The organism is Methylobacterium sp. Leaf123 (assembly GCF_001423405.1).
Lineage (GTDB): Bacteria > Pseudomonadota > Alphaproteobacteria > Rhizobiales > Beijerinckiaceae > Methylobacterium.
Window position 1 is genome coordinate 244962 of the sequence record NZ_LMNS01000038.1, and the last position, 26945, is coordinate 271906.

The 26945-nt window shown below is 70.8% G+C and carries 20 protein-coding genes; 10 read left to right on the top strand and 10 right to left on the bottom strand.

Features of this window, described 5'->3' with window-relative positions; all coding sequences use genetic code 11:
* The first annotated feature begins 193 nt into the window (after window positions 1-193).
* Window positions 194-883 carry a DUF2147 domain-containing protein gene (locus tag ASF53_RS20765; RefSeq protein ID WP_056203150.1) on the top strand — a complete coding sequence of 230 codons (690 nt, stop codon included), beginning with the start codon at window positions 194-196 and terminating at the stop codon, window positions 881-883.
* A gap of 101 nt (window positions 884-984) precedes the next feature.
* On the opposite strand, the gene ASF53_RS20770 is transcribed toward ASF53_RS20765, so the two are convergent.
* The gene (locus ASF53_RS20770) at window positions 985-2145 is read right to left on the bottom strand and encodes a zinc-binding metallopeptidase family protein (protein ID WP_056203153.1); all 1161 of its coding nucleotides are present in this window, start codon (window positions 2143-2145) and stop codon (window positions 985-987) included.
* A 238-nt stretch (window positions 2146-2383) separates the two neighbouring features.
* Here ASF53_RS20770 and ASF53_RS20775 point away from each other — a divergent pair, with 238 nt between their 5' ends.
* Genes ASF53_RS20775 through ASF53_RS20785 form a run of 3 tightly spaced genes read left to right on the top strand, consistent with a single transcriptional unit; the run spans window position 2384 to window position 9104 of the window.
* Window positions 2384-5668, top strand: a complete 3285-nt coding sequence (locus ASF53_RS20775) for a transglutaminase family protein (protein ID WP_056203878.1) — start codon at window positions 2384-2386, stop codon at window positions 5666-5668.
* On the top strand, window positions 5665-8205 hold the full coding sequence (locus ASF53_RS20780; RefSeq protein WP_056203156.1) for a circularly permuted type 2 ATP-grasp protein: 2541 nt from the start codon (window positions 5665-5667) through the stop codon (window positions 8203-8205). The genes ASF53_RS20775 and ASF53_RS20780 overlap by 4 nt, the downstream gene beginning before the upstream one ends.
* Window positions 8202-9104 carry a transglutaminase family protein gene (locus ASF53_RS20785; protein ID WP_056203157.1) on the top strand — a complete coding sequence of 301 codons (903 nt, stop codon included), beginning with the start codon at window positions 8202-8204 and terminating at the stop codon, window positions 9102-9104. Before ASF53_RS20780 ends, ASF53_RS20785 begins: the two co-directional genes overlap by 4 nt.
* Window positions 9105-9116: 12 nt before the next feature.
* Here the strand turns inward: ASF53_RS20785 and ASF53_RS20790 are convergent, their stop codons facing one another.
* Window positions 9117-9773 (bottom strand): TetR/AcrR family transcriptional regulator, encoded by a 657-nt coding sequence (locus tag ASF53_RS20790; protein ID WP_200943287.1) that lies wholly within the window; start codon window positions 9771-9773, stop codon window positions 9117-9119.
* 81 nt (window positions 9774-9854) lie between these two features.
* Here ASF53_RS20790 and ASF53_RS20795 point away from each other — a divergent pair, with 81 nt between their 5' ends.
* The gene (locus ASF53_RS20795) at window positions 9855-10595 is read left to right on the top strand and encodes an SDR family NAD(P)-dependent oxidoreductase (protein WP_056203160.1); all 741 of its coding nucleotides are present in this window, start codon (window positions 9855-9857) and stop codon (window positions 10593-10595) included.
* 43 nt (window positions 10596-10638) lie between these two features.
* On the opposite strand, the gene ASF53_RS20800 is transcribed toward ASF53_RS20795, so the two are convergent.
* Window positions 10639-11877 (bottom strand): multidrug effflux MFS transporter, encoded by a 1239-nt coding sequence (locus ASF53_RS20800; RefSeq protein WP_156635774.1) that lies wholly within the window; start codon window positions 11875-11877, stop codon window positions 10639-10641.
* A 196-nt stretch (window positions 11878-12073) separates the two neighbouring features.
* Window positions 12074-12667, bottom strand: a complete 594-nt coding sequence (locus ASF53_RS20805; protein WP_056203163.1) for a hypothetical protein — start codon at window positions 12665-12667, stop codon at window positions 12074-12076.
* Between the two features lie 235 nt (window positions 12668-12902).
* Here ASF53_RS20805 and ASF53_RS20810 point away from each other — a divergent pair, with 235 nt between their 5' ends.
* Together ASF53_RS20810 and adh are read left to right on the top strand one after the other, a co-directional pair.
* A complete protein-coding gene (locus ASF53_RS20810; RefSeq protein WP_056203166.1) occupies window positions 12903-14714 on the top strand; it encodes a serine hydrolase in 1812 nt (603 codons plus the stop codon).
* Window positions 14715-14900: 186 nt separating this feature from the next.
* Entirely contained in the window at window positions 14901-16424 is a 1524-nt protein-coding gene (gene adh, locus ASF53_RS20815) for an aldehyde dehydrogenase (protein ID WP_056203169.1), read from the top strand.
* Window positions 16425-16564: 140 nt separating this feature from the next.
* On the opposite strand, the gene ASF53_RS20820 is transcribed toward adh, so the two are convergent.
* Entirely contained in the window at window positions 16565-17473 is a 909-nt protein-coding gene (locus ASF53_RS20820) for a LysR family transcriptional regulator (protein WP_056203172.1), read from the bottom strand.
* A gap of 106 nt (window positions 17474-17579) precedes the next feature.
* On the opposite strand from ASF53_RS20820, the gene ASF53_RS20825 reads away from it, so the two are divergent.
* Window positions 17580-18461, top strand: coding sequence for an aldo/keto reductase family oxidoreductase (locus tag ASF53_RS20825; protein ID WP_056203178.1), 882 nt, complete (start codon window positions 17580-17582; stop codon window positions 18459-18461).
* Between the two features lie 95 nt (window positions 18462-18556).
* On the opposite strand, the gene ASF53_RS20830 is transcribed toward ASF53_RS20825, so the two are convergent.
* The 3 genes from ASF53_RS20830 to ASF53_RS20840 are packed head-to-tail and all read right to left on the bottom strand — an operon-like array spanning window position 18557 to window position 21637.
* Window positions 18557-19843, bottom strand: a complete 1287-nt coding sequence (locus tag ASF53_RS20830) for a type III PLP-dependent enzyme (protein ID WP_056203181.1) — start codon at window positions 19841-19843, stop codon at window positions 18557-18559.
* Between the two features lie 5 nt (window positions 19844-19848).
* Complete coding sequence (locus ASF53_RS20835) at window positions 19849-21366, bottom strand: AMP-binding protein (RefSeq protein ID WP_056203185.1); 1518 nt, start codon at window positions 21364-21366, stop codon at window positions 19849-19851.
* 19 nt (window positions 21367-21385) lie between these two features.
* The gene (locus ASF53_RS20840) at window positions 21386-21637 is read right to left on the bottom strand and encodes an acyl carrier protein (RefSeq protein WP_003602486.1); all 252 of its coding nucleotides are present in this window, start codon (window positions 21635-21637) and stop codon (window positions 21386-21388) included.
* Between the two features lie 209 nt (window positions 21638-21846).
* Here ASF53_RS20840 and ASF53_RS20845 point away from each other — a divergent pair, with 209 nt between their 5' ends.
* On the top strand, window positions 21847-22374 hold the full coding sequence (locus ASF53_RS20845) for a DoxX family protein (RefSeq protein WP_056203190.1): 528 nt from the start codon (window positions 21847-21849) through the stop codon (window positions 22372-22374).
* On the opposite strand, the gene ASF53_RS20850 is transcribed toward ASF53_RS20845, so the two are convergent.
* Window positions 22331-23812 (bottom strand): MFS transporter, encoded by a 1482-nt coding sequence (locus ASF53_RS20850; RefSeq protein ID WP_056203887.1) that lies wholly within the window; start codon window positions 23810-23812, stop codon window positions 22331-22333. The two genes, ASF53_RS20845 and ASF53_RS20850, sit on opposite strands and share 44 nt — an antisense overlap.
* A 293-nt stretch (window positions 23813-24105) precedes the next feature.
* On the opposite strand from ASF53_RS20850, the gene ASF53_RS20855 reads away from it, so the two are divergent.
* Window positions 24106-24993, top strand: a complete 888-nt coding sequence (locus ASF53_RS20855; RefSeq protein WP_056203193.1) for a DUF3313 domain-containing protein — start codon at window positions 24106-24108, stop codon at window positions 24991-24993.
* A gap of 79 nt (window positions 24994-25072) precedes the next feature.
* On the opposite strand, the gene ASF53_RS20860 is transcribed toward ASF53_RS20855, so the two are convergent.
* Window positions 25073-26878 carry an adenine deaminase C-terminal domain-containing protein gene (locus ASF53_RS20860; protein ID WP_056203197.1) on the bottom strand — a complete coding sequence of 602 codons (1806 nt, stop codon included), beginning with the start codon at window positions 26876-26878 and terminating at the stop codon, window positions 25073-25075.
* Between the last annotated feature and the right edge of the window lie 67 nt (window positions 26879-26945).

Here is a 26945-nt window from a genome sequence, read left to right on the forward strand (position 1 = left end):
GCACCAGCCCTTTTCGCATGCCGCGTGCGAAGACCGGTCAATTGCGTCGCAACCGCCCCGCGGCGGTCATGATCCGGTCACCTTCCCATTCGATGGCTGCGGCGAAGGGGCAACGGTCCGTGCGCGGGCGGCCCAATCGTCAGGATAACGGCGCGGCCCGGACTCGCCGCCGCGCCCGAGTGGGGATGTTTGCATGATCTTCGGACCGATCGGTGCGCGCGCGCCTTTCCTCCGCACCGGCCGCGTTGCGGCCCTCGCCGCCGGCCTCGCCGTTCTGGGCGGCCTGTCGGTGCTGCCCGCCTCGGCCGCGGCGCCCCACCATGACCCGAGCGGCACGTGGCTGACGCAGGACGGCAAGGCGCGCATCCGCGTCGAGAAGTGCGGCCCGCAGGAGAAGAACCTCTGCGGCTACGCGGTGTGGCTGAAGACGCCGCTCAACGACGAGGGCAAGCCGCGGGTCGATTTCCGCAACCCCGATGCGAAGAAGCGCACCCGCGCCTCGCTCGGGCACCAGCTCATCCTCGGCCTCAAGCTGAACGAGGATGCCCATTACGAGGGCAAGATCTACAATGCCGAGGACGGCAAGTTCTACGACGTCACGGTCTGGTCGGACGAGCCGGAAGAACTGACGGTCAAGGGCTGCCTGATCGCCTTCCTGTGCCAGTCGCAGACCTGGAAGAAGGTGACCGACACCCAGCCCGGCCAGCTCACCGGCCCGACCAACGGCCCGAACGGGCCCCGCGCCGACGCCGAATGGGCACCCAAGCCCGCCCCCGGCACCGCCGCCAACGCGCCCGCCGCCACCGGCAGCGCCGGCCCGGCGACCAAGCCGGCGCCGAAGCCCGCCCCCAAAACCCCGGCGGCACCGGCCCCGGCGCAGTAACCCGTTCACGAGACCATTGCGGCCCGAAGGCCGGATGAGGCGAAAGCCTCATCCGGCCTTCGTCGTTTTGACGGATCACTTTCGGCCCCCGCGAAACCAAGTCAGTTCGTCGGGGTCGCCACACGCTGGCGCAACCCCGCGATCACCGCCTTCAGCATCTCGGCGCTCGCCTCCTCCGTGAAGCCGCCGGGGGCGCGGGCGGCGTAGATCCGCTCATGCACGAAGGCGAGCTTGGCGATCACCGACGGCGTCAGCGTGAACGGATAGAGCGGCGGCTGCCCCATGGAGCGGCTCAGCGAGTTCACCGCGTAGGTCAGCGGGATCCATGCCTCGACCACCCGCTCGAAATCCGGCGTCTCATAGGGATCGAAATCGATGCAGGTGGCCGGGGCCGCCGGCTCCGCCTTGGCCCGCAGCTTCGGCTTCAAGCGGATCTCGAAGGCGCTGGCGGTCTCCAGCGTATCGATGATGTGCAGGTAGTGAGCGAATGTCTCGGCGAAATCCTCCCACGGATGGGCGGTGGCGTAGGACGAGACGAACGACTCCTCCCAGTGCAGCGGCGGTCCCTTGGCGTGATGGCGCCGGAGCGCGGCCCCGTAATCGGCGCTCTCGTCGCCGAACAGGGCGCGAAAGGTCGGCAGGCTCGCGTCGAACCGCACCATCAGATTCCAGAAGTAATGCCCGATCTCGTGGCGGAAATGGCCGAGCAGGGTCCGGTAATACTCGCCGAAGAGCTTGCGGCGGCGCTCCCGCTCGACATCGTCGGCCTCGGCGATGGAGAGGGTGATGAGCCCGTCGAGATGGCCGGTCATCACCGGCGGTCCGGCGGATTCGGCGAGGAAATCGAAGGCGAGCCCGTCGGAATATTGCTCCCGCGTCACCAGCGGAAGGTCGAGGCGCAGGAGCGAGTAGAACAACCGGTGCTTGGCCGCCTCGATCCGGCGCCAACGGTCGAGATTGGTCCCGACGCCGAGATCCGGCACCATCCGGTTGTGGCGGCAGGCGACGCAGAAAGCCTCCTCGGATTCCTCTCCCACCATCCAGTTGCAGGCGTCATGGGCCGCGTTGGCGCAGAGGCGGTACTTGCGGCCGGGATGGGCATAGGCGCGAAACAGCGGCCCGCGCTCATCCTCTCCGCTGGGCTCCAGCGCCGAGATCTCGTGCCGATCGCAGACATAGCCGAGCCGCCGCTCGCAGCTCTCGCAGACGGTGCTCTCGAACGAGACCGGCTGGTCGCAGGCTTGGCACTGGAAGATTTTCATGGGAGGCCCCCGCTTCGGCCGTCGCGGGATCCCTACAAGAACCGGGCCGCTCGCGCGGCCTTCCGCATCAACCAAGGGTGTGGGGCGGACGAAGTTCCATGCAAGGCAACGGCCACTGCACGGTTCTTGCTAATCCGATTGCACCTACCGGCCGCCTGAACTGTAGTAAGGCATGCAACCGGCGGCCGAGCGCACCGCCCGCTCGTTCGAGACAATCGCAGAAGCCTTCGGAGCCTCCGTGTCGATCCAAGCCGCCCTGCACCACGTCACGCATTACCGCTACGACCGGCCGATCGCGCTGGGGCCGCAGACGATCCGGCTCCGCCCGGCGCCGCATGCGCGAACCCGGGTGCCGGCTTACGCGCTGAAGGTGACGCCGGAGAACCACTTCATCAACTGGCAGCAGGATCCGGCCGGCAATTGGCTCGCCCGGCTCGTCTTCCCGGAAAAGACCACGGAACTGCGCATCGAGGTCGATCTCACCGCCGACCTCGCGGTCATCAACCCGTTCGACTTCTTCGTTGAGCCCTATGCCGAGCGCCATCCCTTCGATTACGAGCCGGATCTGAAGGTCGCGCTCGCGCCCTACCTCGTCCTCGACGACGCGCACGGGCCGGAGATCGACGCCTTCCTCACGCGCATTCCCGAGGAGACCCACACGGTCACCTTCCTCGTGGCGCTCAACGCGCTGCTGCGGGCGGAAGTGAATTACGGCGTGCGCATGGAGCCCGGCGTGCAGACGCCCGCCGAGACGCTGAACCTGCAGAGCGGCTCGTGCCGCGATTCCGCGTGGCTGCTGGTGCAGGTGCTGCGCCGGCTCGGCTTTGCTGCCCGCTTTGTCTCGGGCTACCTGATCCAGCTCGTCCCCGACACCACCGCCGTGGATGGCCCGGCCGGCACCAAGACCGATTTCACCGATCTGCACGCCTGGGCCGAGGTCTACCTGCCGGGCGCCGGCTGGATCGGCTTCGACGCGACCTCCGGCCTGCTCACGGGCGAGGGGCATATCCCGCTCGTGGCCACCGCGCATTACAACGCCGCCGCACCGATCTCCGGGCTCGCCGAACCGGCCAAGGTCGAGTTCGCCTATGAGATGACGATCAGCCGCGTCGCCGAGGCGCCGCGCATCACCAAGCCGTTCTCGGACGAGGTCTGGACCTCGATGGACGCGCTCGGCGAGCGCATCGACGCCGATCTCGCCGAGCAGGACGTGCGCCTGACCATGGGCGGCGAGCCGACCTTCGTCTCGGTGGACGACTTCGAATCCCCCGAATGGAACGTCGCCGCCGTGGGGCCGACCAAGCGGGGCTTGGCCGACCAGCTGATCCGCCGCCTGCGGACCCGCTTCGCGCCCGGCGGCATGCTGCATTACGGCCAGGGCAAGTGGTATCCCGGCGAGAGCCTGCCGCGCTGGGCCTTCGCCCTCTACTGGCGCAAGGACGGCGTGCCGATCTGGAAGAACGACGCGCTGATCGCGCTCGAGGACGGGCCGAAGACCGCGACCGTCGCCGATGCCGAGCGGCTGATCGGCACGCTCGCCGAGCGGCTCGAACTCGCCCGCTTCGTCTTCCCGGCCTACGAGGACGCGGTCTACTGGCGGACCCGCGAGAGCGAGCTGCCGGTCAACGTCACGACCGCGGAACCGCGGACCGGCAGCCCGGAGACCGATGCCCGGTTCGCGCGCGTATTCGGGCGCGGCCTCGACAAGCCCGTCGGCTACGTGCTGCCGCTGGCCAACCTCGCTGCGGGGGAGGGCCGGGCCTGGATCTCGGAGACCTGGAAATTCCGCCGCGGCGGCGCCTACCTGAATCCCGGCGATTCGCCGTTGGGCTTCCGCCTGCCGCTCGGCTCGCTGCCCTACGTGCCGCCGGATTCCTACCCCTACTACCACCCGCAGGACCCGCTCGAAGCGCGCGGCGACCTGCCCGTCGAACCGGGCGGCCCCCGTGACGCCCCCCTGCCGAAGGGCGCCGACCGGGCCAACGGCGCCGGCATTGAGGGCGTGGCCGTGCGCACCGCGCTGTCGGTCGAGGCGCGCGACGGCGTGCTCTGCGTGTTCATGCCGCCCGTGGAGCGGGCCGACGACTACATCGACCTCGTCGGGCATCTCGAACGCGTCGCCGAGACCATCGGTCAGCCGATCCATATCGAGGGCTACGAGCCGCCCTACGATCCGCGTCTCTCGGTCATCAAGGTCACGCCCGATCCCGGCGTGATCGAGGTCAACGTCCACCCCGCCGGCTCCTGGCGCGAGGCGGTCGACATCACCCGCGGCCTCTACGAGGAGGCGCGCCAAACGCGCCTGGGCGCCGAGAAGTTCATGATCGACGGGCGCCACACCGGCACGGGCGGGGGCAACCACGTCGTGCTCGGCGGCGCCACCCCGTCCGACTCGCCGTTCCTGCGCCGGCCGGACCTCTTGAAGAGCCTCGTGCTGTTCTGGCAGCGGCATCCTTGCCTGTCCTACCTCTTCGCCGGGCTCTATGTCGGCCCGACGAGCCAGGCGCCGCGCATGGACGAGGCGCGCCATGACGGGCTCTACGAATTGGAGATCGCGCTGGCCCAGGTGCCGGAGCCGGATGGGGCCAACATCCCGCACTGGCTGGTGGACCGGCTGTTCCGCAACATCCTCGCCGACGTCACCGGCAACACCCATCGCGCCGAAATCTGCATCGACAAGCTGTTCTCGCCCGACGGCGCCACCGGCCGCCTCGGCCTGCTGGAATTCCGCTCCTTCGAGATGCCACCGGATGCGCGCATGAGCCTCGCCCAGCAGGTGCTGTTGCGGGCCATCGTGGCGTGGCTCTGGCGCGAGCCGCAGACCGGCGGCTGTGTCCGCTGGGGCACGGCCCTGCACGATCGCTTCATGCTGCCGCATTTCCTCTGGGCGGACTTCCTCTCCGTGCTGGAAGACCTGCGCGGCGGTGGCTACGACTTCGACCCTCAGGCCTTCGCGGCCCAAGCCGAGTTCCGCTTCCCCGTCTTCGGCCGGGTGGAGCAGGGCGGCGTCAGCCTCGAACTGCGCCAAGCGCTGGAGCCGTGGCACGTGCTGGGCGAAGAGGGGGCCGCCGGGGGAACCGTGCGCTTCGTGGACGCATCCGTCGAACGGCTTCAGGTGAAGGTCGAGGGCTTCGTCCCTGGCCGGCACGTGATCGCCTGCAATGGCCGACGCCTGCCGATGACGCCGACCGGCGCCAGCGGCGAGGCGGTCGCGGGCCTGCGCTTCAAGGCGTGGCAGCCCGCCTCCTCGATGCACCCGACGATCCCGCCGCACGGGCCGCTGACCTTCGACATCTTCGACGCCTGGAGCGGCCGCTCGGTCGGCGGCTGCCGCTACCATGTCAGCCATCCCGGCGGGCGCAACTACGACAGCTTCCCCGTCAACGCCTACGAGGCGGAGGGGCGCCGCCTCGCCCGGTTCGAGGCCATGGGCCACACCCCCGGCCGGATCGCGACGCCGGCCGAGGAGCGCACGGACGAGTTCCCCCTGACCCTCGACCTTCGCACGCCCGCACCCCAATGAGTGGATCGGCCGCCCTCGCGGACGGGCCGCCGCCCGACGCCTCCGCCTGGGCGGCCGACGACGCGGCCGCGCGCATGCGTCGCTGGACGGAGGGCTACGCGCCCCGCCCCGGCCTCGCCGACGAGCTGGTCGATGCGGAGGGCAACCTGCGCGGCGGCTGGCCGCGCTTTCTGGAGCGCCTCGCCCGGCTCGACGACCGCGAGGTCGCCGCCCGCTTCCTTTCCGCCGAGCGGCATATCCGCGACGCGGGCATCTCCTACCGGGTCTATGGCGACGGGCGCGAGCATCCCTGGCCGCTGGGTTCGCTGCCGCTGGTCATCGACGCCGCCGACTGGGCGGAGCTGTCCGCCGGGATTGTCCAGCGCGCCGGGCTGATGGAGCGCATCGTCGCCGACATCTACGGCGCGGGCCGGCTCGTCGCCGAAGGGTTTCTGCCCGCGGGCGTAGTCGCGGGGCATCCCGAATATCTCCGGCCCGTTCACGGCATCGCCCCGCCCGGCGGGCGCTGGCTGCCGATCTACGCCGCCGATGTCGGTCGCGGCCCCGATGGGCGCTGGCAGGTTCTGGCCGACCGCACTCAGGCGCCCTCCGGCCTCGGCTACGCGCTGGAGAACCGGATGGTGCTCGCCCGCGCCTTCCCGGACCTGTTCGCCGACCTCCATGTCGAGCGCCTGCCCGGCTTCTTCCAGGCGTTCCGCGCCGGGCTCGCCGCCTCCTGCGCCCGCAGCGATCCGCGCATCTGCCTGCTGACTTCGGGGCCCTACAGCAGCACCTATGTCGAGCAGGCCGCGCTCGCGCGCTATCTCGGCTTCCTGCTGGTGGAGGGCGACGACCTCGTCGTGCGTGACGGGCTCCTGCATGTCCGCACCATCGCCGGGCTGAAGCGCACCGACGCGGTCTGGCGCCGGATCGATGCCGACTATCTCGACCCGATGGAGCTGCGCTCGGATTCGCGCCTCGGCGTGCCCGGCATGCTCCAAGTGCTGCGCCGGGGCGGCGCCGTGGTCGGCAACATGCCGGGCTCCGGCGTGCTCGAATCGGCCGCCCTCGGGCCCTACCTGCCGGCCATCGCCCGGCGGCTCACCGGCGAGGAATTGCGGCTCACGGGGCCCCGCACCTGGTGGTGCGGCGATCCGGACGGCCTCGATCACGCCCTGGCCAATCTCGACCGCCTGACCCTGCGCGCCGCCGCGACCCCGGTGCGCGGCCCGGAGCGCGACGCGATGCTGGCCGGCCCGGCCCTCGACGCCGCCCGCGCCCGCGCCGTCGCGTCCCTGCGCGAGCGGCCGTTCGACTGGGTGGCGCAGGAGCCCGCGCCGCTCTCGACCATGCCCGCATGGCAGGATGGGCGGCTCGTGGCGCGCCCCTTCGTCATGCGCGTCTTCGCCGCCGCCACGCCCGACGGCTGGCGCGTGCTGCCGAGCGCCTTCTGCCGCGTCGCCGAGCACGAGGGCGGCGACCCGAGCGAGATGCGCGCCGGCATCCGCTCCGCCGACGTCTGGGTCCTGTCCGACACGCCCGTCGATACCCCGACCCTGGTGCACGCGAGCGCGCCGCGCATCCGCCGCATCGCCGGCCATCTGCCGTCGCGGGCGGCCGACAACCTGTTCTGGTTCGGGCGCTACCTCGAGCGGGCGGAGGCGGTGATCCGCCTCGTCCAGGCCCATCTTGGCGTGTTCAGCGCGGCGATCGCCGCCGACGCCTCCGGCGAGGAGGGCGCGCCGACGGCGCTCGCCATCCGCGCGCTGCTCAAGGATTGGGGCGCGGTGAGCGCGGTCGATCTTCCGCCCGCCTCCGTGGCCGCGGAGGCACTCTCCGGCAAGGCGCTCCCCGGCTCGGGCCTCGCCCATGTGCTGGAGGCCCGGCGCATCGCCGCCTCCTTGCGCGAGCGGCTGCCGGCCGAATCCTGGCGGGCTCTGGCCGACCTGCGCGACACTCTGGCCTATACCGAAGCCTGGGCGCCGACCGAGGCGCAGCTCTTCGGCAAGGCCGAGCGGGCGCTCGGTCATCTGGCCGCGCTCACCGGCCTGATGCACGAGAATATGGGCCATGCCGCCGGCTGGCGCTTCGCCGATATGGGCCGGCGCATCGAGCGGGCGATCAACACCTGCGGCTTCGCCCTCCGCTTCTGCAGCGAGGAGGCCGGCGCCGAGGATCTCGGCGTGATGCTCTCACTCGCCGATTCGCAGATCGCCTACGGCGCCCGCTACCTCGTCGGCGTGAGCCGCGACGCGGTCTGCGACATGGCGGTGCTCGACCCCCACAATCCCCGCTCCGTCGCCTACCAGCTTCAGGCGATGGTCGCCCATCTCGACGCCCTGCCGGCTTTGGCCGCCGACGGGCTGCCCGAGCCGCATCGCCGCCGGGCGCTGGCGCTCGCGGTCTCGCTCCAGACGGCAGAGGCCGCCGCGTTCGACGCCGAGACCCTGGAGCGGTTCGAGGCGGATCTGGAAGGCCTCGCCGACGGGATCGCCGGGCGCTACTTCCCCAATGGCCCCGATGCCCTGCGGCCGGAGAAGCTCACGGGTCTCGCTTGATCTACAGCCTGCGTCACCTGACGACCTATCGCTATGCGCGGGCCGTCCGCTTCGCGCGCTGCAACCTGCGCCTGCGCCCCCGCGACGGCGAAGGGCAGCGGGTGCTGGAGAGCGCGCTTCACGTCACGCCCACGCCGACCAGCCGTCTCGAGCGGCGCGACTTCTTCGGCCTCGAGACCCTGACCCTGACCCTCGACGAGTCCCACCGCGAATTCACGGTCGAGGCGGTCTCACGCGTCGCGGTGGAGCGGCCGGCCCCGCCGCCGCCCGAGGCGGGCCTGCCCTGGGAGGCCGTGCGTGCGGCCGCCCTCGCGCTGCCCTCGCTGGGGCCGGACGGGCCGGCGCATTTCCAGTTCCGCAGCCAGCGGGTGCCGCTCGAACCGGCGGTGACGAATTATGCCCGCGCCAGCTTCCCGCCGGGGCGCAGCGCCTATGGCGGCGCGGTCGAGCTGATGAATCGCATCCGCGAGGATTTCCGTTTCGACGCCAAGGCGACCACGGTCTCGACGCCGCTGGCGGAAGCCTTCGCCCTGAAGGCGGGCGTCTGCCAGGACTTCACCCACGTCATGATCGCCGGCCTGCGCGGGCTCGGCCTGCCGGCGGCCTATGTCAGCGGCTACCTGCGGACCCGGCCGCCGGCCGGGCGCCCACGCCTGCGCGGGGCGGATGCCAGCCACGCCTGGGTCGCCCTCTGGTGCGGACCCGAGACCGGCGCGGGGGCGGATGGCTGGATCGGCCTCGACCCGACCAATGCCTGCGTCGTGCGCGACGACCACATCGTCGTGGCGCGCGGGCGCGACTATGCCGACGTCGCCCCCATCGATGGCATGGTCGCCTCCGCGGGGGAGCAGAAGCTCACCGTCGAGGTCGATGTCATCCCCGAGGACGAGGCGGCCTGAGGGACGCCCGCCTCAGTCGGCGACCCTCGCGTCCCATCCCGCCATGGTCAGACGGGCGACCGCCTCCAACTCGGCCCGGCTCGCGCCGTCGCGGGCCTGAAGCGACAGGCCGCCCTGCACCGTCATGACGAAGCGGGCGAGGGCGGAGATATCGACCGACGCGTCGAACTCCCCCTCCGCCGCCGCGCGGCTCAGCCGCGCCACGACGCGTTCGAAGCCGAGGGCCCGCGCCGCCTGCACGCAGGCGCCGAGATCCGCATGGCCCTCGCCGCCGACGGCCGAGAGCGTCACCATGCAGCCGCGCGCCGCCTCGGGCGCGCAGACCTGCGTCAGGGCGACAGCCGTATCCGTCAGTAGCGCCTCGACGGCCGCGCGCGCGGTCGGGGCCGCGGCGAAGTTGCCCCAGACCTGCGCCTCGTATCGCTCGCGGTAGTGGCGCAGTGCCTCCGTATAGAGCTCCTCCTTCGAGCCGAACGCGGCATAGAGGCTGGGCGCGCCGATCCCCATCGCCGCGGTCAACTCGGAGATGGCGGTGGCGGCAAAGCCCTTGCGCCAGAACAGGTGCATCGCCTCGGTCAGGGCGGCCTCACGGTCGAAGGCCCGCGGCCGGCCGCGACCGCGGCGCGGCGGCGCGTTACCGGAGGCGGGGGCCGGCCCAGAATTCTGCATCGCTCATTCTATAATTCGCTTGACCCTGGCCGGCAACGCTCCTAGCCATTTCTGTATTGTTCGATACAGAAAGATCGAGTCATGAGTGAACTGGCAGGTCGACGCGCCCTGGTGACCGGCGCCTCCCGCGGGATCGGGGCCGCCATCGCGCTGGCGCTGGCGGAGCGGGGCGCGGATGTCGCGATCACCTACGAGCGCTCGGCCGAGCGGGCGGCCGAGGTGGTCCGCGCGATCGAGGCACGGGGCCGGCGGGGCGTCGCCATCCAGGCCGACAGCGCCGACGCCGCGGCGGTGAAGCACTCGGTCGATGCGGCCGTCGCGGAACTCGGCGGGCTCGACATCCTCGTCAACAATGCCGGCATCGCCCGCGGCGGTCCGGTCTCGGAGATGCCGCTCGCCGATATCGACGCGCTTCTCGCCGTCAACGTGCGCGCGGTGGTGCTGGCCTCGCAAGCGGCCATCCCGCATCTCGGGGAGGGCGGCCGGATCGTCTCGATCGGCTCGTCGCTCGGCGAGCGCGTGCCCTTTGCCGGCGTGACGGTCTACTCGATGACGAAATCCGCCCTGCTCTCGTTGACCCGCGGGCTCGCCCGCGAACTCGGGCCTCAGGGCATCACCGTGAACCTCGTGCAGCCGGGATCGACCGACACCGACATGAACCCCTCCGACGGGGCACAATCGGACACCCAGCGCGCGATGACCGCGCTCGGCCATTACGGCCGGCCCGAGGACATCGCCGCCGCCGTCGCCTTCCTGGCGAGCCCGGCCGCGCGGCAGATCACGGGCACCACGCTCACGGTCGATGGCGGCGCCAACGCCTGACCGGGGTCCGCGGCCCGGATGCGATCCGGGCCGCCAGCCGGTCTCAGCCGGAGGCGCCGGCGCGGTAGAGCCGGCCGTGCTCGGTCCAGGCCACGGTGAGCAAGGCCAGCGCGCCGAGGATGGCGTAGCCATAGGCCACCGGCATCACCGTGCCGTCGAAGGCATGCCCGATGACGAAGCCGCAGAAGGCGCCCAGGATCGTGGTGTAGAAGCCGAGGAACGACGAGGCCGTGCCGGCGATCGCGCCAAGGGGTTGCAGCGCCAGGGCGTTGAAGTTCGGCAGGGCGAAGCTGATCAGGAACTGGTTCAGCGCCAGCACCGAGAGGAACAGCACCAGCGGCGGATGCCCCTGATAGTGCAGGCCGATGCCGACCTGCACGAGGCCGACCGCGGTGAAGGCGGTCACGCCCGCATGGGACAAGGTCCGCATCCCGAGCCAGCGCACGACGCGGGAATTGATCAGCGTCGCCGCGCCCATGGCGCCGGCCACCACGCCGAAGGCGACGGGGAACAACCCGCCGAGATGATAGAGCCCGGTGTCGAACACCTGCTGGGCCGAGCCGACATAGCCCATGATGCAGCCCGTCAGCAGGCCGAGCGCCGTGGCGTAGCCGATCGCCGCGCGGGTGCGCAGCACCGTCAGCAGTGCCTGCCCCGTCGACCGCAGCGAGAGCGGGCGGCGGTACGCGGGGTGCAGCGTTTCGGGCATGCGCAGGGCGAACCACAGCGTGAGGATGCCGCCCAGCGCCAGCATCGACACGAACACCCAGATCCACGAGCCGAGCAGCAGCATGGTCGCTCCGATCGCCGGCCCGAGCATCGGCACGATCAGGAACACCATCATGATGAGCGACATCACGCTCGCCATCTCGCGACCGGAGAAGCGGTCGCGCACGATGGCGGTGGCGAGCACCCGGCCGCCCGCCGCGCCCATGCCCTGGATGATGCGGGAGGCGAGCAGCCATTCGAAGCTCGGCGCCAGCATCGAGAGGATGCAGCCCGCGGTGTAGATGCCGAGGCTGATCAGCAGCGTCGGCCGCCGCCCGAGCGCATCCGAGACCGGCCCGTAGACGATCTGCGCCACCCCGAAGCCGATCATGTAGACGTAGACGAGGAGTTGCAGGCTGTTGGGATCGGCGACCCCGAACCGCTCCTGAATCATCGGGAAGGCCGGCAGCAGGTTGTCGATCGACATGGCGGTGACCGCCATCATCAGCGCGACGATGCCGACGAACTCGGCAAAGCCGGGCCCGACCCAGGGGGAGGGGGTCGCCTCCGGCAAACCACCCGGCGAGGCCTCGGAGGCGGGGCTTCCGAGGGTGGGCCGAGGGGAGGATGTCACGGTTGCGGATGCTCTCAGGGGCAGCACCCGGCCGGAGACCGGGCGCAGCGGGATAAAGGATTGGCCTGTCGTAACGCGGGGAAAGCCGGCGCTATCCCTCCCCGTACGGGCGGGAGGGTTGTCCGTGGCGCAGCGCCTATTTCGGCTTCCCGTCGCCTTCGGCCATCGCCGCGCTGAGCCGGGCGTAGTTCTGGGTCACGAGGGCGATGTTGGCCAGCGACGGCTTTTCGGGCTCGCCCGCCGCGAGCGCCGCCTTGATCTCCTTGACCGCCTCGGCCTTTTCCTTGGCGGGCATCGCCTTATCGGCCTGGAGCGCCGCCAGTTGCTTCTTCAGCAACAGCGTTGCGCCGACATAGCTCTTCGTCTCGGGATCGATGCCGCCGAGCACCGCATCGACGGTGTCGCTGGCGTCCTGAAACTCTTCGAGGCTGGCAAAGCCGTTCCGCTTCACGATCGCCTCGGCCTGAGCCTGCGCCTGCGCCTCGGCCTTCGGATCGGGCTTGTCGGGCGCGGCGCCGGGCAGTGCCGCGAGTTCGGGCTGGGCGACGAGGAGGCCGTCGATCTGTCCCTGCGTCAGCGCGATCTCCTTGCCCGGCTCCGGCGCGGCGGCCGTGCTCTGGGGGGCGACGGCCGGCTTCGCCTGGGCGAGCGCGACGCCCGGAACCAGGGCGGTTCCGGCGAGGAGGGCGGAGAAGGACGCGGCGAACAGGCTGCGCGATAGGTTCGACATGATCGTCTGCCTCTGATGTCTCGTCTGCGGCGCCGAGGAAAACCCCGCAAGCGCTGGGGCTTTCGCCCGCGCCAGGAGTTTGTCGCAGCGGGTCGCGGCAAAAGCGTGATGGCATCCGGGACTGGCCCGCTCCGTGCGCGGCCGCATGCGCCACGCCGCAGCCGCAAAGCCGGCCTCTGCTTCGCGGCCAAGTTTGTTTCCAAGTCTGTCGCCGACCGTGAGGAGACAGGAGCCCGTGAGCGACACCCCTGTGAACCATGCCCCCGTGAACCCGCGCCGCGCGCGGCCCCTCCGTGCAGCCTGGCTCGTCGTCGCCCTCGCGCTGGCCGCCCTCAGCCCAGCGCGCGCGCAGGACGATGAGGCGGCGCGGGCGCGCAACCTCGTCGCCCCCTACGTCGAGGCGGGTCTGTTCTCCGGCGTCATCCTCGTGGCCCGGGATGGGCGGCCGGTCTTCCGCCAAGCCTACGGTCTCGCCGAGCGCGAGTGGGAGATCCCCAACACGCCCCAGACCCATTTCCGCATCGGCTCGCTGACCAAGGCCTTCACCGCCGCGGCCGTGCTGAAGCTCGCCGAGGCCGGCCGGCTCGGGCTCGACGATCCCCTCCGGCGCTGGGTTCCGTCCGTGCCGGAGGCCTGGGTGGGGGTGAGCCTGCGCCACCTGCTCCAGCACCGCTCCGGCATCATCAACTTCACGGCGCTGCCGAACTACTACGACCAGATCGCGCGGGTCGATCACACGCCCGCGCAGATCGTGGCGCTGACGGCGGGCGACCCGCTGCTGTTCCCGCCGGGGACACGCTTCGAGTACAGCAACACCAATTACGTGCTGCTCGGGATGGTGATCGAGGCCGCCTCGGGCCTCTCCTACGAAGGCTACCTGCGCGAAAACATCCTCACGCCGCTGGGGCTGAAGGCGACGGGCTACGACGACCTCACCGTGATCCTGCCGCGGCGGGCCGCCGGCTACCGGCGCGGGCGGGCGCAGTGGCGCAACGCCGTGCCGATGGCGGCGAGTTCGGCCTATGCCGCGGGCGCGCTCTATTCCACGGTCGATGACCTGCTCGCCTGGGACGAGGCGCTCGCCGGCCCGCGCCTTCTCTCCGAAGCCTCGCGCGCGGCGATGTTCGACGATCGCGGCACCGGCTACGGCCTCGGCTGGTTCGTCTCCCGCGCCTTTGGGAAACCCGGCGACAAGACGAGCGGCCACCGCGTCTTCGGCCATGCCGGGTCGATCCCCGGCTTCCTCTCGATCAACGACGTCTATCCCGACGACCGGCTCACGGTGATCGTCCTCTCGAACACCGAGACCGCCCCGGCCCAGAAGATCGCCCGCGACCTCGCCGCGCTCCATCTCGGCCATTACGCGGCGCCCGAAGAGATCGTGCTGGAGGACGTGATCCTCGATCGCTACCCCGGCACCTACCGCGTCGGCCCGCGCGCCTTCCTCACCGTCACCCGCGACGGCCGAGGCCTGACGGTGCGGACGGAAGGGCCGGGGCTGCGGGAGCCCGCCTTCCCCTTCGTGCCCGAGAGCGACCGCACCTTCGTCAGCCCCGTCACCGACATGCGCCTGACCTTCGAGACGGAGCCCGACGGCACGCCCACCGGGGTGATCCTGCATCGCGACGGCCGCGACCGGACCGGACCGCGCGTGACCGCGGAGGAGGCGCGGGCCGTGCTCGCCGCGCCGCCGCAAGAGCACCGCGAGGTCGCCATCGACCGCTCCGGCCTGGCGGCGCTCGCCGGCCGCTACGCCCTGGGGCCGGGCTCCGAGATCACCGTGACGGTCGAGGACGGGCGGATCTTCGCGCAAGCCACGCGGCAGCCGCGCAACGAACTCTTCCCCGAGGGCGAGCGCGCCTTCTTCCTGCGCGGGGTCGATGCGCAGATCCGCTTCACCGCTGACGAAACGGGCCGCGTCACCGGCCTGATTCTGCAGCGGAACGGCCTTGAGACCGATGCGCCCCGACGGCCCGACGAGGGCGCCACGCTCCCGCGTCTTGGACAAAGGGCGGGGTCGCCAGGGGACCCGAAAGGGTCTAACTAATGGAGCTGCAGCCGCCCCCGCGGCAGGCAAAACAAGTGCGAAGACAATCAAGTGAGCGGCCGCCAGAAGCCGCATTGGACAAAAGTCCAGCTTGATCGGACGGGGCGACTGCTCTTGTCTCCCGCGAAGACGCGGCAAGACCGGCGGCAAGAGCGGTCAACGCACAGGCGCATTGGAGGAAACGCGATGAACAAGCCTGAATTCCTGGCGGATGCCAAGACGAAGTCGCCGTTCTCGGCGCGCTACGACAACTTCATCGGCGGCCAGTGGGTCGCGCCGGCGAGCGGCCGCTACTTCGAGAACACCTCCCCCATCACCGGCAAGGTGATCTGCGAGGTCGCCCGCTCCGAGGCGCAGGATATCGAGCGGGCGCTCGACGCCGCGCACGCCGCCAAGGATGCCTGGGGTCGCACCGCGCCGGCCGAGCGCGCCCGCATCCTCAACAAGATCGCCGACCGGATGGAGGACAACCTCGATCTGATCGCGCTGGCGGAGACCTGGGACAACGGCAAGCCGATCCGCGAGACCACCGCCGCCGACATCCCGCTCGCCATCGACCATTGGCGCTACTTCGCGAGCTGCGTCCGCGCCCAGGAAGGCGGCATCTCCGAGATCGACCACGACACGGTGGCCTACCACTTCCACGAGCCGCTCGGCGTCGTCGGCCAGATCATCCCGTGGAACTTCCCGATCCTGATGGCGGTGTGGAAGCTGGCGCCCGCGATCGCCGCCGGCAACTGCGTCGTCCTGAAGCCCGCCGAACAGACCCCCGCCTCGATCCTCGTGGTGATGGAGCTGATCGGCGACCTGCTGCCGCCGGGCGTCATCAACGTCGTCAACGGCTTCGGCCTGGAGGCCGGCAAGCCGCTGGCCTCGAACCCGCGCATCGCCAAGATCGCCTTCACCGGTGAGACGACCACCGGCCGCCTCATCATGCAATACGCCTCGCAGAACCTGATCCCGGTGACGCTGGAGCTGGGCGGCAAGTCGCCGAACATCTTCTTCGGCGATGTCGCCAACGAGGACGACGACTTCTTCGACAAGGCGCTCGAAGGCTTCACCATGTTCGCCCTCAACCAGGGCGAAGTCTGCACCTGCCCGAGCCGCGCGCTCGTGCACGAATCGATCTACGACCGCTTCATCGAGCGCGCGATCAAGCGCGTCGAGGCGATCACCCAGGGCTCGCCCCTCGATCCGGCCACGATGATCGGCGCGCAGGCCTCCTCGGAGCAGCTCGAGAAGATCCTCAGCTACGTCGATATCGGCAAGCAGGAAGGCGCCGAGTGCCTTACGGGCGGCGCCCGCGGCACCCGCGAGGGCGATCTGGCCGACGGCTTCTACATGCAGCCGACGGTGTTCAAGGGCCATAACAAGATGCGGATCTTCCAAGAGGAGATCTTCGGGCCCGTCCTCTCGGTCACGACCTTCAAGGACGACGAGGACGCGCTCGCCATCGCCAACGACACGCTCTACGGCCTCGGCGCCGGCGTGTGGACCCGCGACGGAACCCGCGCCTATCGCTTCGGCCGCGCCATCCAGGCCGGCCGCGTCTGGACGAACTGCTACCACGCCTACCCGGCGCATGCGGCCTTCGGCGGCTACAAGCAGTCCGGCATCGGCCGTGAGACCCACAAGATGATGCTCGACCACTACCAGCAGACCAAGAACATGCTGGTCAGCTACTCGTCGAAGAAGCTCGGGTTCTTCTAAACCATCCAAAAGTTCGAGACCGACTTCAGCCCCGGCCGCAAGGCCGGGGTTTTTTGCTTTTCCGGCGCTCGCCCGGACGGAGGCCGTGGCTTCCCAGCGGTTGCGGGGTCGGGACGGGGCAGAATGCGGCTCGCCCGGTGTCAGGCGTCCCACCGCTGCGTTCCGATGAAATCGACGAAGGCGCGAAGCGGCGCGGGGACATAGCGGCGGCCGGGATAGTAGAGAAACGGGCCGGGAAAGGCCTGCCACCACGGTTTCAGCACGGGCTCCAGGGCGCCGCTGTCGAGATGCGGCTGCAGCCAATCCTCGAACAGGGTGAGGATCCCGACCCCGGCGACCGCGGCATCGACCGCGAGATCGGTGGCGGTGCCGACGCGCACGATGAGCGGGCCGCTCGGATCGATGCGCACGCTCTCCCCGTTCCGATCGAACTCCCAGGCCAGCCTCGTGCCGCTGGCGAAACGGCCGCCGATGCAGGCATGACCGAGAAGATCGCGCGGGTGCTCGGGCCGGCCGCATCGGTCGAGATAGGACGGCGCGGCGGCCGTGGCGTAGCGCTGCCGCCGCGGGCCGATCGGCACGGCGATCATATCCTGCTCGAGCCGCTCGTCGTAGCGGATGCCGGCATCGCAGCCCGCGGCCAGGACATCGACGAAGCTGTCCTCGGCGATCACGTCGAGACGAATCTCGGGATAGGCGGCCAGGAAAGGCGGCACGATCCTGGGGAGCACGAGCCGGGCGGCGCTGACCGGCACGTTGAGCCTGAGCGTGCCGGCCGGCCGGTCGCGAAAGCCGTTGACCACATCGAGAGCCGCCTCGACCTCGTTCAAGGCCGGCGTCAGGCGCTCCAAGAGACGGGTGCCCGCCTCGGTCGGCGCGACGCTGCGCGTCGTGCGGTTCAGGAGCCGCACACCGAGCCGTGTCTCCAGCCGGCGAACGGCCTCGCTCAGGCCGGAGGCGCTCAGGCCGCTGGCGCGCGCGCCGTCGCGAAAGCCGCCGGCCTTCGCCACGGCGACGAAGGCGGCCAAGTCACCGAGATCAGCCGCCACCCTTCGCCCCCTTGTTCGCCGATCCGCACACACTGTGCCGATTAAACCGTCTTATCGCGCAATCGGACGAACCTTAGAAAGGAGGGCATCACAAGGGAAAGACGTCATGAGCGACCTCAGCAAAGCCTGGACCTATGCCCTGGGCGAGCGTGCGGTGAAGCGCCTGGGCTACGGGGCGATGCAACTGGCCGGACCGCATGTGTTCGGCCCGCCGAAGGACCGGGACCGCGCCGTCGCTGTCCTGCGCGAAGCGGTCGCCATCGGCGTCGATCACATCGACACCAGCGATTTCTACGGCCCGCACGTCACCAACCAGATCATCCGGGAGGCGCTTCATCCCTACCCGGACGATCTCGTCATCGTCACCAAGATCGGCGCGAAACGGGGACCGGACGCGTCGTGGCAACCGGCCTTCTCGGCGGACGACCTCACGCGTGCGGTCCACGACAATCTGCACAACCTCGGCCTCGACGCGCTCGACGTCGTCAACCTGCGCATCATGTTCGACGCGCGCGGGCCGGCGGAGGGTTCCATCGCGGCCCCGCTCGCCGTCCTGGCGGATCTGCAGCGCCAGGGTCTGGTGCGGCAGATCGGGCTCAGCAACGTGACCGCCCGGCAGGTCGCGGAGGGACGTGGAATCGCACCGATCGTCTGCGTGCAGAACGCCTACAACCTCGCCCACCGGGAGGACGATGCCCTCGTCGATGAACTCGCCGCGGCCGGGATCGCCTATGTGCCGTTCTTTCCGCTCGGCGGCTTCAACCCGCTTCAGTCGATGACCCTCTCCCGGGTTGCCGAGCGGCTCGGCGCGACCCCGATGCAGGTGGCGCTGGCATGGCTTCTCCGCCGGTCGCCGAACATCCTGCTGATCCCCGGCACCTCGTCGGTCGAGCATCTGCGCGAGAACGTGGCGGCGGCCGACATCACGCTGCCGGATGACGCGATGGCGGAGCTGAACCGGATCACGACGGCGTCCGACGCCGATTGAGACGGCGCCTCCTTACCTCCGCCGCCGCGACGGCGATGCCGGGCCCGGCGCTCCCTTGCCCCTCCGTAGGGAGGGAGACGGGTGCGGGGCGAGGATCAGCCCCGCGCCCGGATCACCGCGGCTTCACCCCTGTCCACCAGCACCTCGGCCGGTGTCGGGTGGCTCAGGAATCCGGTCGGACTCGCGGTGAGCCCGTAGGCGCCCGATTGCAGCACCGCCACGAGATCGCCCTCGGCCAGCGGCGGCAGGGGGGCGGCGCGGGCCAGCATGTCGAGGGGCGTGCAGAGCGGGCCGACCACGGCGGTCGGCGCGGATGCACCACCCGCATCGGTCACCGCCGCGAGGGGAAAGTCGCGCTTGACGATCTGGCCGAGATTGCCGCTCGCGGCGAGGTGGTGGTGCATGCCGCCATCGGTGATGACGAAGCGGCTGCCGCGCGATTCCTTCACCGCCAGCACCCGCGCGACGTAAACGCCGGCCGGCCCGGTAAGATAGCGGCCGGGCTCCAGCACCACGCGGGCGCTCGCCAGCAGCGGGTCCGCCCGCAGGGTCGCGGTCAGGTCGGGCAGCCCGGCCCGGATCGCGCCGAGATCGAGGGCGGTGTCGCCGGAAAAGTACGGGATGCCGAGGCCGCCGCCAAGATCGATCGTCTCCAGCGGCCGCCCGATCCTCGTCGCGATCCGCGCCGCGAGTCCGAGCCCGTAGACCCATTGGCCGAGGAGGGTGTCCGCCTTCAGCCCTTGGGTGCCGGCGAACAGGTGGAGCCCGACGAGGCGAAGCGCGCCCTGCGCCTCCACCGCGTCGATCGCGGCGTCCAAGTCTTCCTCATCGAAGCCGAACGGCGAGGGCTTGCCGCCCATCCGCATCGCCCCGCCCTGCGCGGTCGCGCCGGGATTGATCCGCAGCGCCACCCGCACGCGCACGCCGTGGCGCTCGGCGGCGGCCGCGACGCGAACCATCTCCTCGCGGTTTTCGAGATGGATCTCGCCGATGCCGCCGCCGATCACCCGGTCGAGATCGGCCGCGCCCTTGCCCGGACCTGCGAACAGGATCTTTTCCGGCGGAACGCCCGCCCGGATCGCGGCGTCGAACTCGGCGCCGGAAGCGATCTCGGCCCCCGCGCCCTCCTCGGAGAACACGCGGATCACCGCCGGATTCGGGTTCGCCTTGACCGAAAAATCCACCGCCGCGAAGCCGGCGAGGGCCTCGCACAGGGCCCGGTAGGTCCGGCGCATCGTGTCCGCGTCGTAGACGAAGAGCGGCGTGCCGAATTCTCTTGCGAGATCGGTCAGCGGCAGGCCGCCGACCCGCAGCACGCCGCCCGCATCGCGGATAAAATTCTCGGCGATCAGCGCGGCGGCGAGGTCGGGAGTGTCAGCCATCGGCCCTAGATTTCCGCCGCCGCGCGCTCGGCGGTGAGGCGCTTGTAATCGACCTTGCCGTTGGGCGTGGTCGGCAGTGCGGCCACCGCCTCGATGGTGCGGGGCACGAGATGGGGCGCCAGCGCCGCGCGCAAGCGTTGCAGCACGTCCGCCGTCCCCGGCGCGCCCTCGGCGGGGACGGTCACGGCGTGGATGCGCTGGCCGAGGCTCGGATCGGGCAGGCCGATCACGGCGGCGGCGCGGAAGGCGCCCGTCTCCATCAAAGCCGCCTCGACCTCCGTCGGGCTGACGCGGAACCCTTGCGTCTTGATCATCGTGTCCTCGCGGCCGATGAACCGGAAGAAGCCGTCGTCATCCTCCACCACGAGATCGCCGGAGCGGCAGACGAGGCCCGGCGCGGAACTGGGCGGCGGGTAGGGGTCGGCCACCAGCATGCGGGCGGTGTCCTCGGGCCGCTTCCAGTAGCCCATCGAGACGGTCGGCCCGCGGTGATGCAGGATGCCAGGCTCGCCGGGACGGGCGCGGCGTCCGTCGAGGGTGACGGCAAAGATTTCGGTCTCGGGGATGGCGCGGCCGATCGAGTCCGGCCGCCGGTCGATCTCCTCCGGCGGCAGGTAGGTCGAGCGGAAGGCTTCCGTGAGACCGTACATCAGCACGACGGCCGTATGCGGCAGCCGCGCGCGCAGGCGCTCGATCGTCGGCAGGGCGAGGCTGCCACCGGAATTGGTGATCGCCCGCAGGGCCGAAAGGTCCGCCTTGGCCAGATGGGGTGCGGCCCGTGTCAGCAGCGTCCACAGCGTCGGCACGCCGGCCAGCACCGTGATGCGGTGGGCCTCCAGCGCCCGCACCACGTCGTCGCCGAGACGCGGGGTCAACAGCACGATGCGCGCGCCCTGCTCCACACTCGTGAGAAGCTGGTTGAGGCCGTAATCGAACGAGAACGGCAGCACCGAGAGCAGGCGGTCGCTCGGGCTGATGCCGAGATAGGTCCGCACGATGCGGGTGCCGGCGATTAGGTTGGCGTGGGAGAGCATCACGCCCTTGGGCAGGCCGGTCGAGCCCGAGGTGTAGAGGATCGCCGCCAGCCCCTCCGGGGCCGGCTCGCCGGGATGGAGGGCGGCGCCGTCGTCACCGGCTTCCCCATCGAGGATGCGCAGGTCCGCGAGGTCATCCAGCGCGCCGTCGAGCCCGGCCGCATGGGCGGCATCGGTCAGCAGAACCCGCGCGCCGCTATCGGCGACGATGTGGTGGACCTGACGCGGGCGTAAGGACGGATGGATCGGCACGAACACGCCGCCGGCCGCGCTGGCGGCGAAGATCGCGACGCATTCACGGATCGATTTCGGCAGCAGGATCGCGACCCGGTCGCCGGGCCGCAGGCCGAGACGCGCCAAGCGCTCCGCCAAAGCGGCGACGCGGGCCCGGAAGCCGCCATAGGTGAGGGTCTCGCCCCCCTCGATGATCGCGGGGGAATCGTCCGCGCCGGCTCCGTCGAGCAGGTGGTGCAGCAGCGTCGGGGCCATGGGAGGGGTCAGGCGCGGATCAGACGTCGGAACGCCGGTCGTCGATGAAATGGGCCAGCGTGTCGACGCTGGCGAAGTTCGCAAGGTCGAAGCTGTCCTCATCGACCTCGACGCCGAAGCGGTCGCCAAGATGCATCATCAGGTCGAGGATGCCGATCGAATCGAGCGCATCGCTGGTCACGAGGGAAGTCTCCCCGGTGACGGCGCCGGAGGGAAGGCCCGGGTTGCGGGCCGCGATGAAGGCGAAGATCGCCTCCCGCACGTCGGCCATCGACTGAACCACGGCTTGAATGCCCCTCGATCCGTCCTGTGCTGGTCTCGGGTTGCGGGCTTAAGCCCAACGCTCGGGCAAGTCCATGGTGGGTCCATGGTTCATGGACGATCCCCAGGCATCCGTCGCTTCGCCGGGTCGCCTTAACCGGCGATTCACGCTGGCCCCCGAGGCTTCCGGGCATTCCTCTTTCCCGGAGTCCTCGGCCCGTGTTCGGTTCAGCCCAGAACGGCGTCCTTCTCGCCGCCCGCCTCCTCATGGCCTCGGCCCTGCTGCCGACCGGCGTGGCGCGGGCCCTCAACGTCTCCGGCTTCGCGGTGACCTTGGCCGGCGCGGGCTGCCCCGCCCCCAACGCCATGGCGACGGCGGCGGTGATCGTGCAGGTGTTCGGGCCGCTCGCGGTGATCCTCGGCGTGATGCCGCGGCTCACCGGGCTGGCCATGGCCGGATTCGTCGCTGGCATGGCCGCCCTGCTGCACCCGTTCTGGCTCCATGCCGGGGCCGCCGCGGTGACCGAGCGCAGCTTCCTCCTCGCCGATCTCGGGCTGGCGGGCGCCTTCCTGATGTATGCGATGACCGGCCCCGGTGCCTGGAGCTGGCGCGGCCTCTTCGGCGCCGGCGAGGCTTCGGCGCCCGCACGCGCCCCCGCCAAGGTGGCGGCCAAGGCGCCCGCGCGGCCGAAATCCGGCAGCGTCAAGCGGACGGGCGGCCGGGCTCCGGCGCGGGCTGCGGCGTAACGGGAGCAAGGCTCTGGGGCGACCCGTCGGCGGGTCTCGGAACGCCCTCGGCGACCCGTCGCTGACCGGACACCTCCGCGCCCGCATCCGGCGCCAGCCGCCGGAACACGAAGAACGAACCCACCGAGACCACGGCCACCCCGAGGAAGGCGAGGGAGAAATCCCCCGCTTCGATCCGGGCATGGCCGTGCCAGGCGGCGGCGCCCTCCAGCGCCAGGGCGCCGATGGAGACGCCGAGGCTGAGGGACAATTGCTGCGCGACGCTGGCCAGACTCGTGGCCGCGCTCATCTCCCGCGATTCGAGGTCGGCATAGGCGATGGCGTTGACGCAGGTGAATTGCAGCGAGCGCACGCAGCCGCCGAGCAACAGCACGCAGATGATGATCCAGTGCGGCGTCTGCGCCGTAAACAACCCGTTGGCGGCGAGAAAGGCGGAGGCGACCAGCGCGTTCGTCACCATCACCCGGCGGAACCCGTAGGCGCGCAGGATGCGCGGGCCGACGATCTTGATGAGCAGGGCGCCGGCCGCCGCGGCGAAGGTGATGAGCCCGGAATGCAGCGGGTCGAGCCCGAACCCGATCTGCAGCATCAGCGGCAGCAGGAAGGGAATCGCGCCGGTCCCGATCCGGAACAGGCTTCCCCCCGTCACCGCCGCGCGGAAGGTGTCGTGCTTGAGGAGGTCGAGGCGGATCAGCGGATGCTCGGTGCGTGGGGCGTGGCGCAGGTAGAGCCCGACGAGCACGATCCCGCTCCCCATGCAGGCCCAGGACACGCCGTCCGGCAGGAGATGGCGCCCGGTCGCGGCAAAGCCGAGCATCAGCAGGGCGAGCCCGCCGCCCGAGAGCAGGAACCCCGTCACATCGAGCGGCGGGCGCGTCTCCTCGCGGATGTCGCCGAAATACAGGGTCGCGAGCACGATGCCGGCGAGCCCGATCGGGATGTTGATGAAGAAGATCCAGCGCCAATCGGCATAGGTGGTGATGAAGCCGCCGAGCGGCGGCCCGAGGATCGGGCCGATCAGCGCCGGGATGGTGAGGTAGGCCAGCGCCCCGACGAGTTCGGATTTCGGCACCGAGCGCAGGATCACGAGGCGCCCGACCGGCACCATCATCGCCCCGCCGATCCCCTGCACGAAGCGGGCGGCGACGAAGCCGGTGAGCGAACTCGCGGCGGCGCAGGCGAGCGAGCCCGCCATGAACACGCACAGGGCGGCGCGGAAGACGTTGCGGGCGCCGTAGCGGTCGGCGGCCCAGCCCGAGACGGGGATGAAGATCGCCAGACTCACGAGATAGGCGGTGAGCGCGAGCTTGAGCGCGATCGGATCGACGCCGAGGCTCGCCGCGATCGCCGGCAGAGCCGTGGCGATCACCGTCGAGTCGGTGTTCTCCATGAACAACGCGGTGGCGACGACGAGGGGGACGATCTGGGCAGGACGCATCGGCAGGGAGAAGTGCGCGAGGCGCCGAAGGTTGCGCAAGGGGGGCAACAGGCGCGGCGACGTTGCACGAAGGCGACGCTCGAACCCGACGTTGCATGGAGGTGGGATGAAACAACGTGGCTGAACGGTCACAGGCCCGCCGGATCCGCGCGCCGTCCCCCGTCGAATCCTTCCGGGACCGACGGCTTAAGGCTAGGCTTCCGCCCGAAAAGCGATGCTGTCCCGCCGGTCACGGCAGGATGCGCGTCCCCGAGCGTCCCCTGGCGCCGGCCTCCATCCCGCGAAAGAGCCTAATGCCCCTGCGGTCGAACCTTCGTCCCGGCGTTTCCCGTCTCGCGCTCGCCGCCACCCTGCTCGCCGGGTTGGCCGGCTGCGGCGACGTGGTGCTCACCGACGGCGGCGCCCTGTCGCGCCGCGACCAGTTCGTGGCCAGCGACGCCGTCGCCTCCGAATCCAAGCTGTTCATCGATCCCACCCTGCCGCAGACGGTGCGCACCGTGCGCATCGTCCCGACCGTGTTTTCCGAGACGGTCTCCGGCCCCGGCCTGTCGCCGGTGGAACGGCGCCTGATCGCCAACGCCGCCGACCGGGCGCTCTGCTACGACCTCTCGCTGCGCTACGATGTGGTGTCGTCGGGGCGCGCCGACCTCACCGTGCGCTCGGCGATCACGCGGGTCGATCTCACCAACATTCCGGCCTCCGGCGCGACGGTCGCGGCCACGACGGCAATCTCGGTGGCCGGCCAAGTCGGCATCGGCTTTGCCAACACCCTGGGCCGGGTGCCGGTGCCGCGGCTGCCGATCGGGCTCGGCAGCCTGACCATCGAATCCGAGGCGCTCGACACCCGCAACCGCCAGCGCGCGGCGATGATCTGGGCGGGTGCCGCCAACTCCTTCACCAACCAAGCCCGCTTCTCGGCCGCCAGCGACGCCTACGATCTGGCCGGCGAGTTCGGCCAGGATTTCGGCTCCTACCTCGCCACCGGCAAGGATCCGTTCAAGGGCGAGCTGCAGCTCCCGACCTACGACCGCATCCGCATCACCACGCTTGGCGAAGCGCCCCTCGACCCGGATTGCGAGGCCTTCGGCCGCGCCCCCGGCTTCGACGGCATCCTCGGCGACATGGTCGGCCTGCCGCCGGAATGGACCGACAAGGGACCGGGCGTCTCCGCCGCGCGCTGAGCCCCCGTTCGATCGCCTCGTTTAACGCGCATCCCCTCTCCCTGCCCAGCGGGGAGAGGGTCTCGGCGGAGCGCCTCGCTCAAGCCGCCTCGAACAGCGGCACCGGGCGCATCTCCGGCACCAGCACCACGCCCTTGTCGGTGATGCGGATCTGCGGGATCACCGCGAGCGGGATCAGGTTGAAGCCCATATAGGAGATGCTGCAGCCGGCCCGCTCCCAGGCGCGCTTGAGCGCCTTCACCTCGTCCGCCACCACGCCCACGCGCTTGTCGGAGAGGAGCCCGGCCACCGGCAGGGTCACCATCGCGACCACTTGGCCATCCTCGACGACGCAGACGCCGCCTTGATGCGCGGCGATGGCGTCGAGGGCCACCCGCATGTCGGCTTCGTTCAGCCCCGCGACGATGAGGTTGTGCGAATCGTGGCCGACGCTGCTCGCCACCGCGCCGCGCTTCAAGCCGAAGGCCGAGAGCAGCCCGTGGGCGACGCCGCCGGACCGGCCGTGCCGCTCGACCACCGCGACGTGGCAGAGATCGTGCGTGGCGAGCGTCGCCGCCCAATCCGCGCCGGGGGTGAGGGCGACGCGCTCATGCGTCAGCTCGATGCCCGGCAGCGTGGTGCGGATCGCGTTGACCGTGCAGGGCGCGGGCGGCAGCGCCGGAATCAGGGCCGGAACGGGATCGGGCAGGCGGACCGTGGCGTAGGCGGGGGCCGGGTAGCGATAGGGCCGGGCCAGCGCCTCTTCGAGACGCGGCGTCGGCCGGCGATCCTCCACCACCTGCTCGCCGCCATACCACGTCGCCTGCGGCACGAGATCGTCGTTCAGAAGCACGAGGTCGGCCCGGCGTCCGCCGCCGAGGCCACCGACTTCGCCGTCGAGGCCGTAGCGGGTGGCCCCATGCAGCGAGCCCATCGCCCAGGCGGCGGGTTTCGGGATGCCGCGCGCCACCGCCTCGCGCACCACCCAATCGAGGCCGAAAGCGAGAAGGTCGTCGGCGTCGCGGTCGTCTGTGCAGGCGCAGACCCGTTTCCAGGCGGCGCCGTACTCGGTCACGGTGCCGATGGCCTTCGGCAGGGAGTGCCAGGGCGTGGTCGGCGGGCCCCCGCGCAGAAAAATCCAGAGGCCGGCTTCCAAGAGATCGTCGGCGATGTCGGCATCCACGGCCTCGTGGGTGTCGGTGACGCCGCTCGCGGCGTAGGCCGCCACGAAGTCGCGGCCATAGACATGGCCGGAGACGGGGCGGCCCCGCTCCAGCGCGGCGCGGATGATGGCGTGTGCCCGCTCATCCCCGGCGGCGACCGCAACGAAATCCATCTTCTCGCCGAGCCCGATCGCCTCGGGCCAGGCATCGAACAGGGCGCCGATCTTCTCCGCCGTCAGGTCGCCGCCCGCGGTCTCGAGATCCGGCGTGGTGGCCGGCACCGTGCTCGGCACGGTCAGGAAGATGTTGAGGGGGGCTGCGCGGGCATCCTCGAGCATCCATTCCACGCCGTTCACGTCGAGCACGTTGCCGATCTCGTGGCTGTCGCAGACGATCGTGGTGGTGCCGTTGATGAGCGCGGCCTCGGCATAGGCGCAGGCCGTCACCATGCTGCTCTCAATGTGCAGGTGCGGATCGACCAGCCCCGGCGCGATCAGGCCGCCGCGCGTGTCGTAGCGCGGGGCGCCGCCGCGATGCTGGCCCGCCGGCTTCACCGCGGCGATGCGCCCGCCCGCGATCCAGATCTCGCGGTCGGGCAGGATGCGCTCGGAATAGGTCGAGAGCACCCGCGCGCCGGTGATGACCAGATCGGGCTCGGCGCGGCCTGCGGCGACATCGGCGAGGTGCCGGGTCATCCGGGCCAGCGGCGCGACGGCGAAGCGGGTGAGGGGTTGGGCGGTCATCGGGGCCTTCCTTACGTGGCTCTCGGGCACGACGCGCAGGCATCGTGCCATGAAAGGAAGGCCGGGC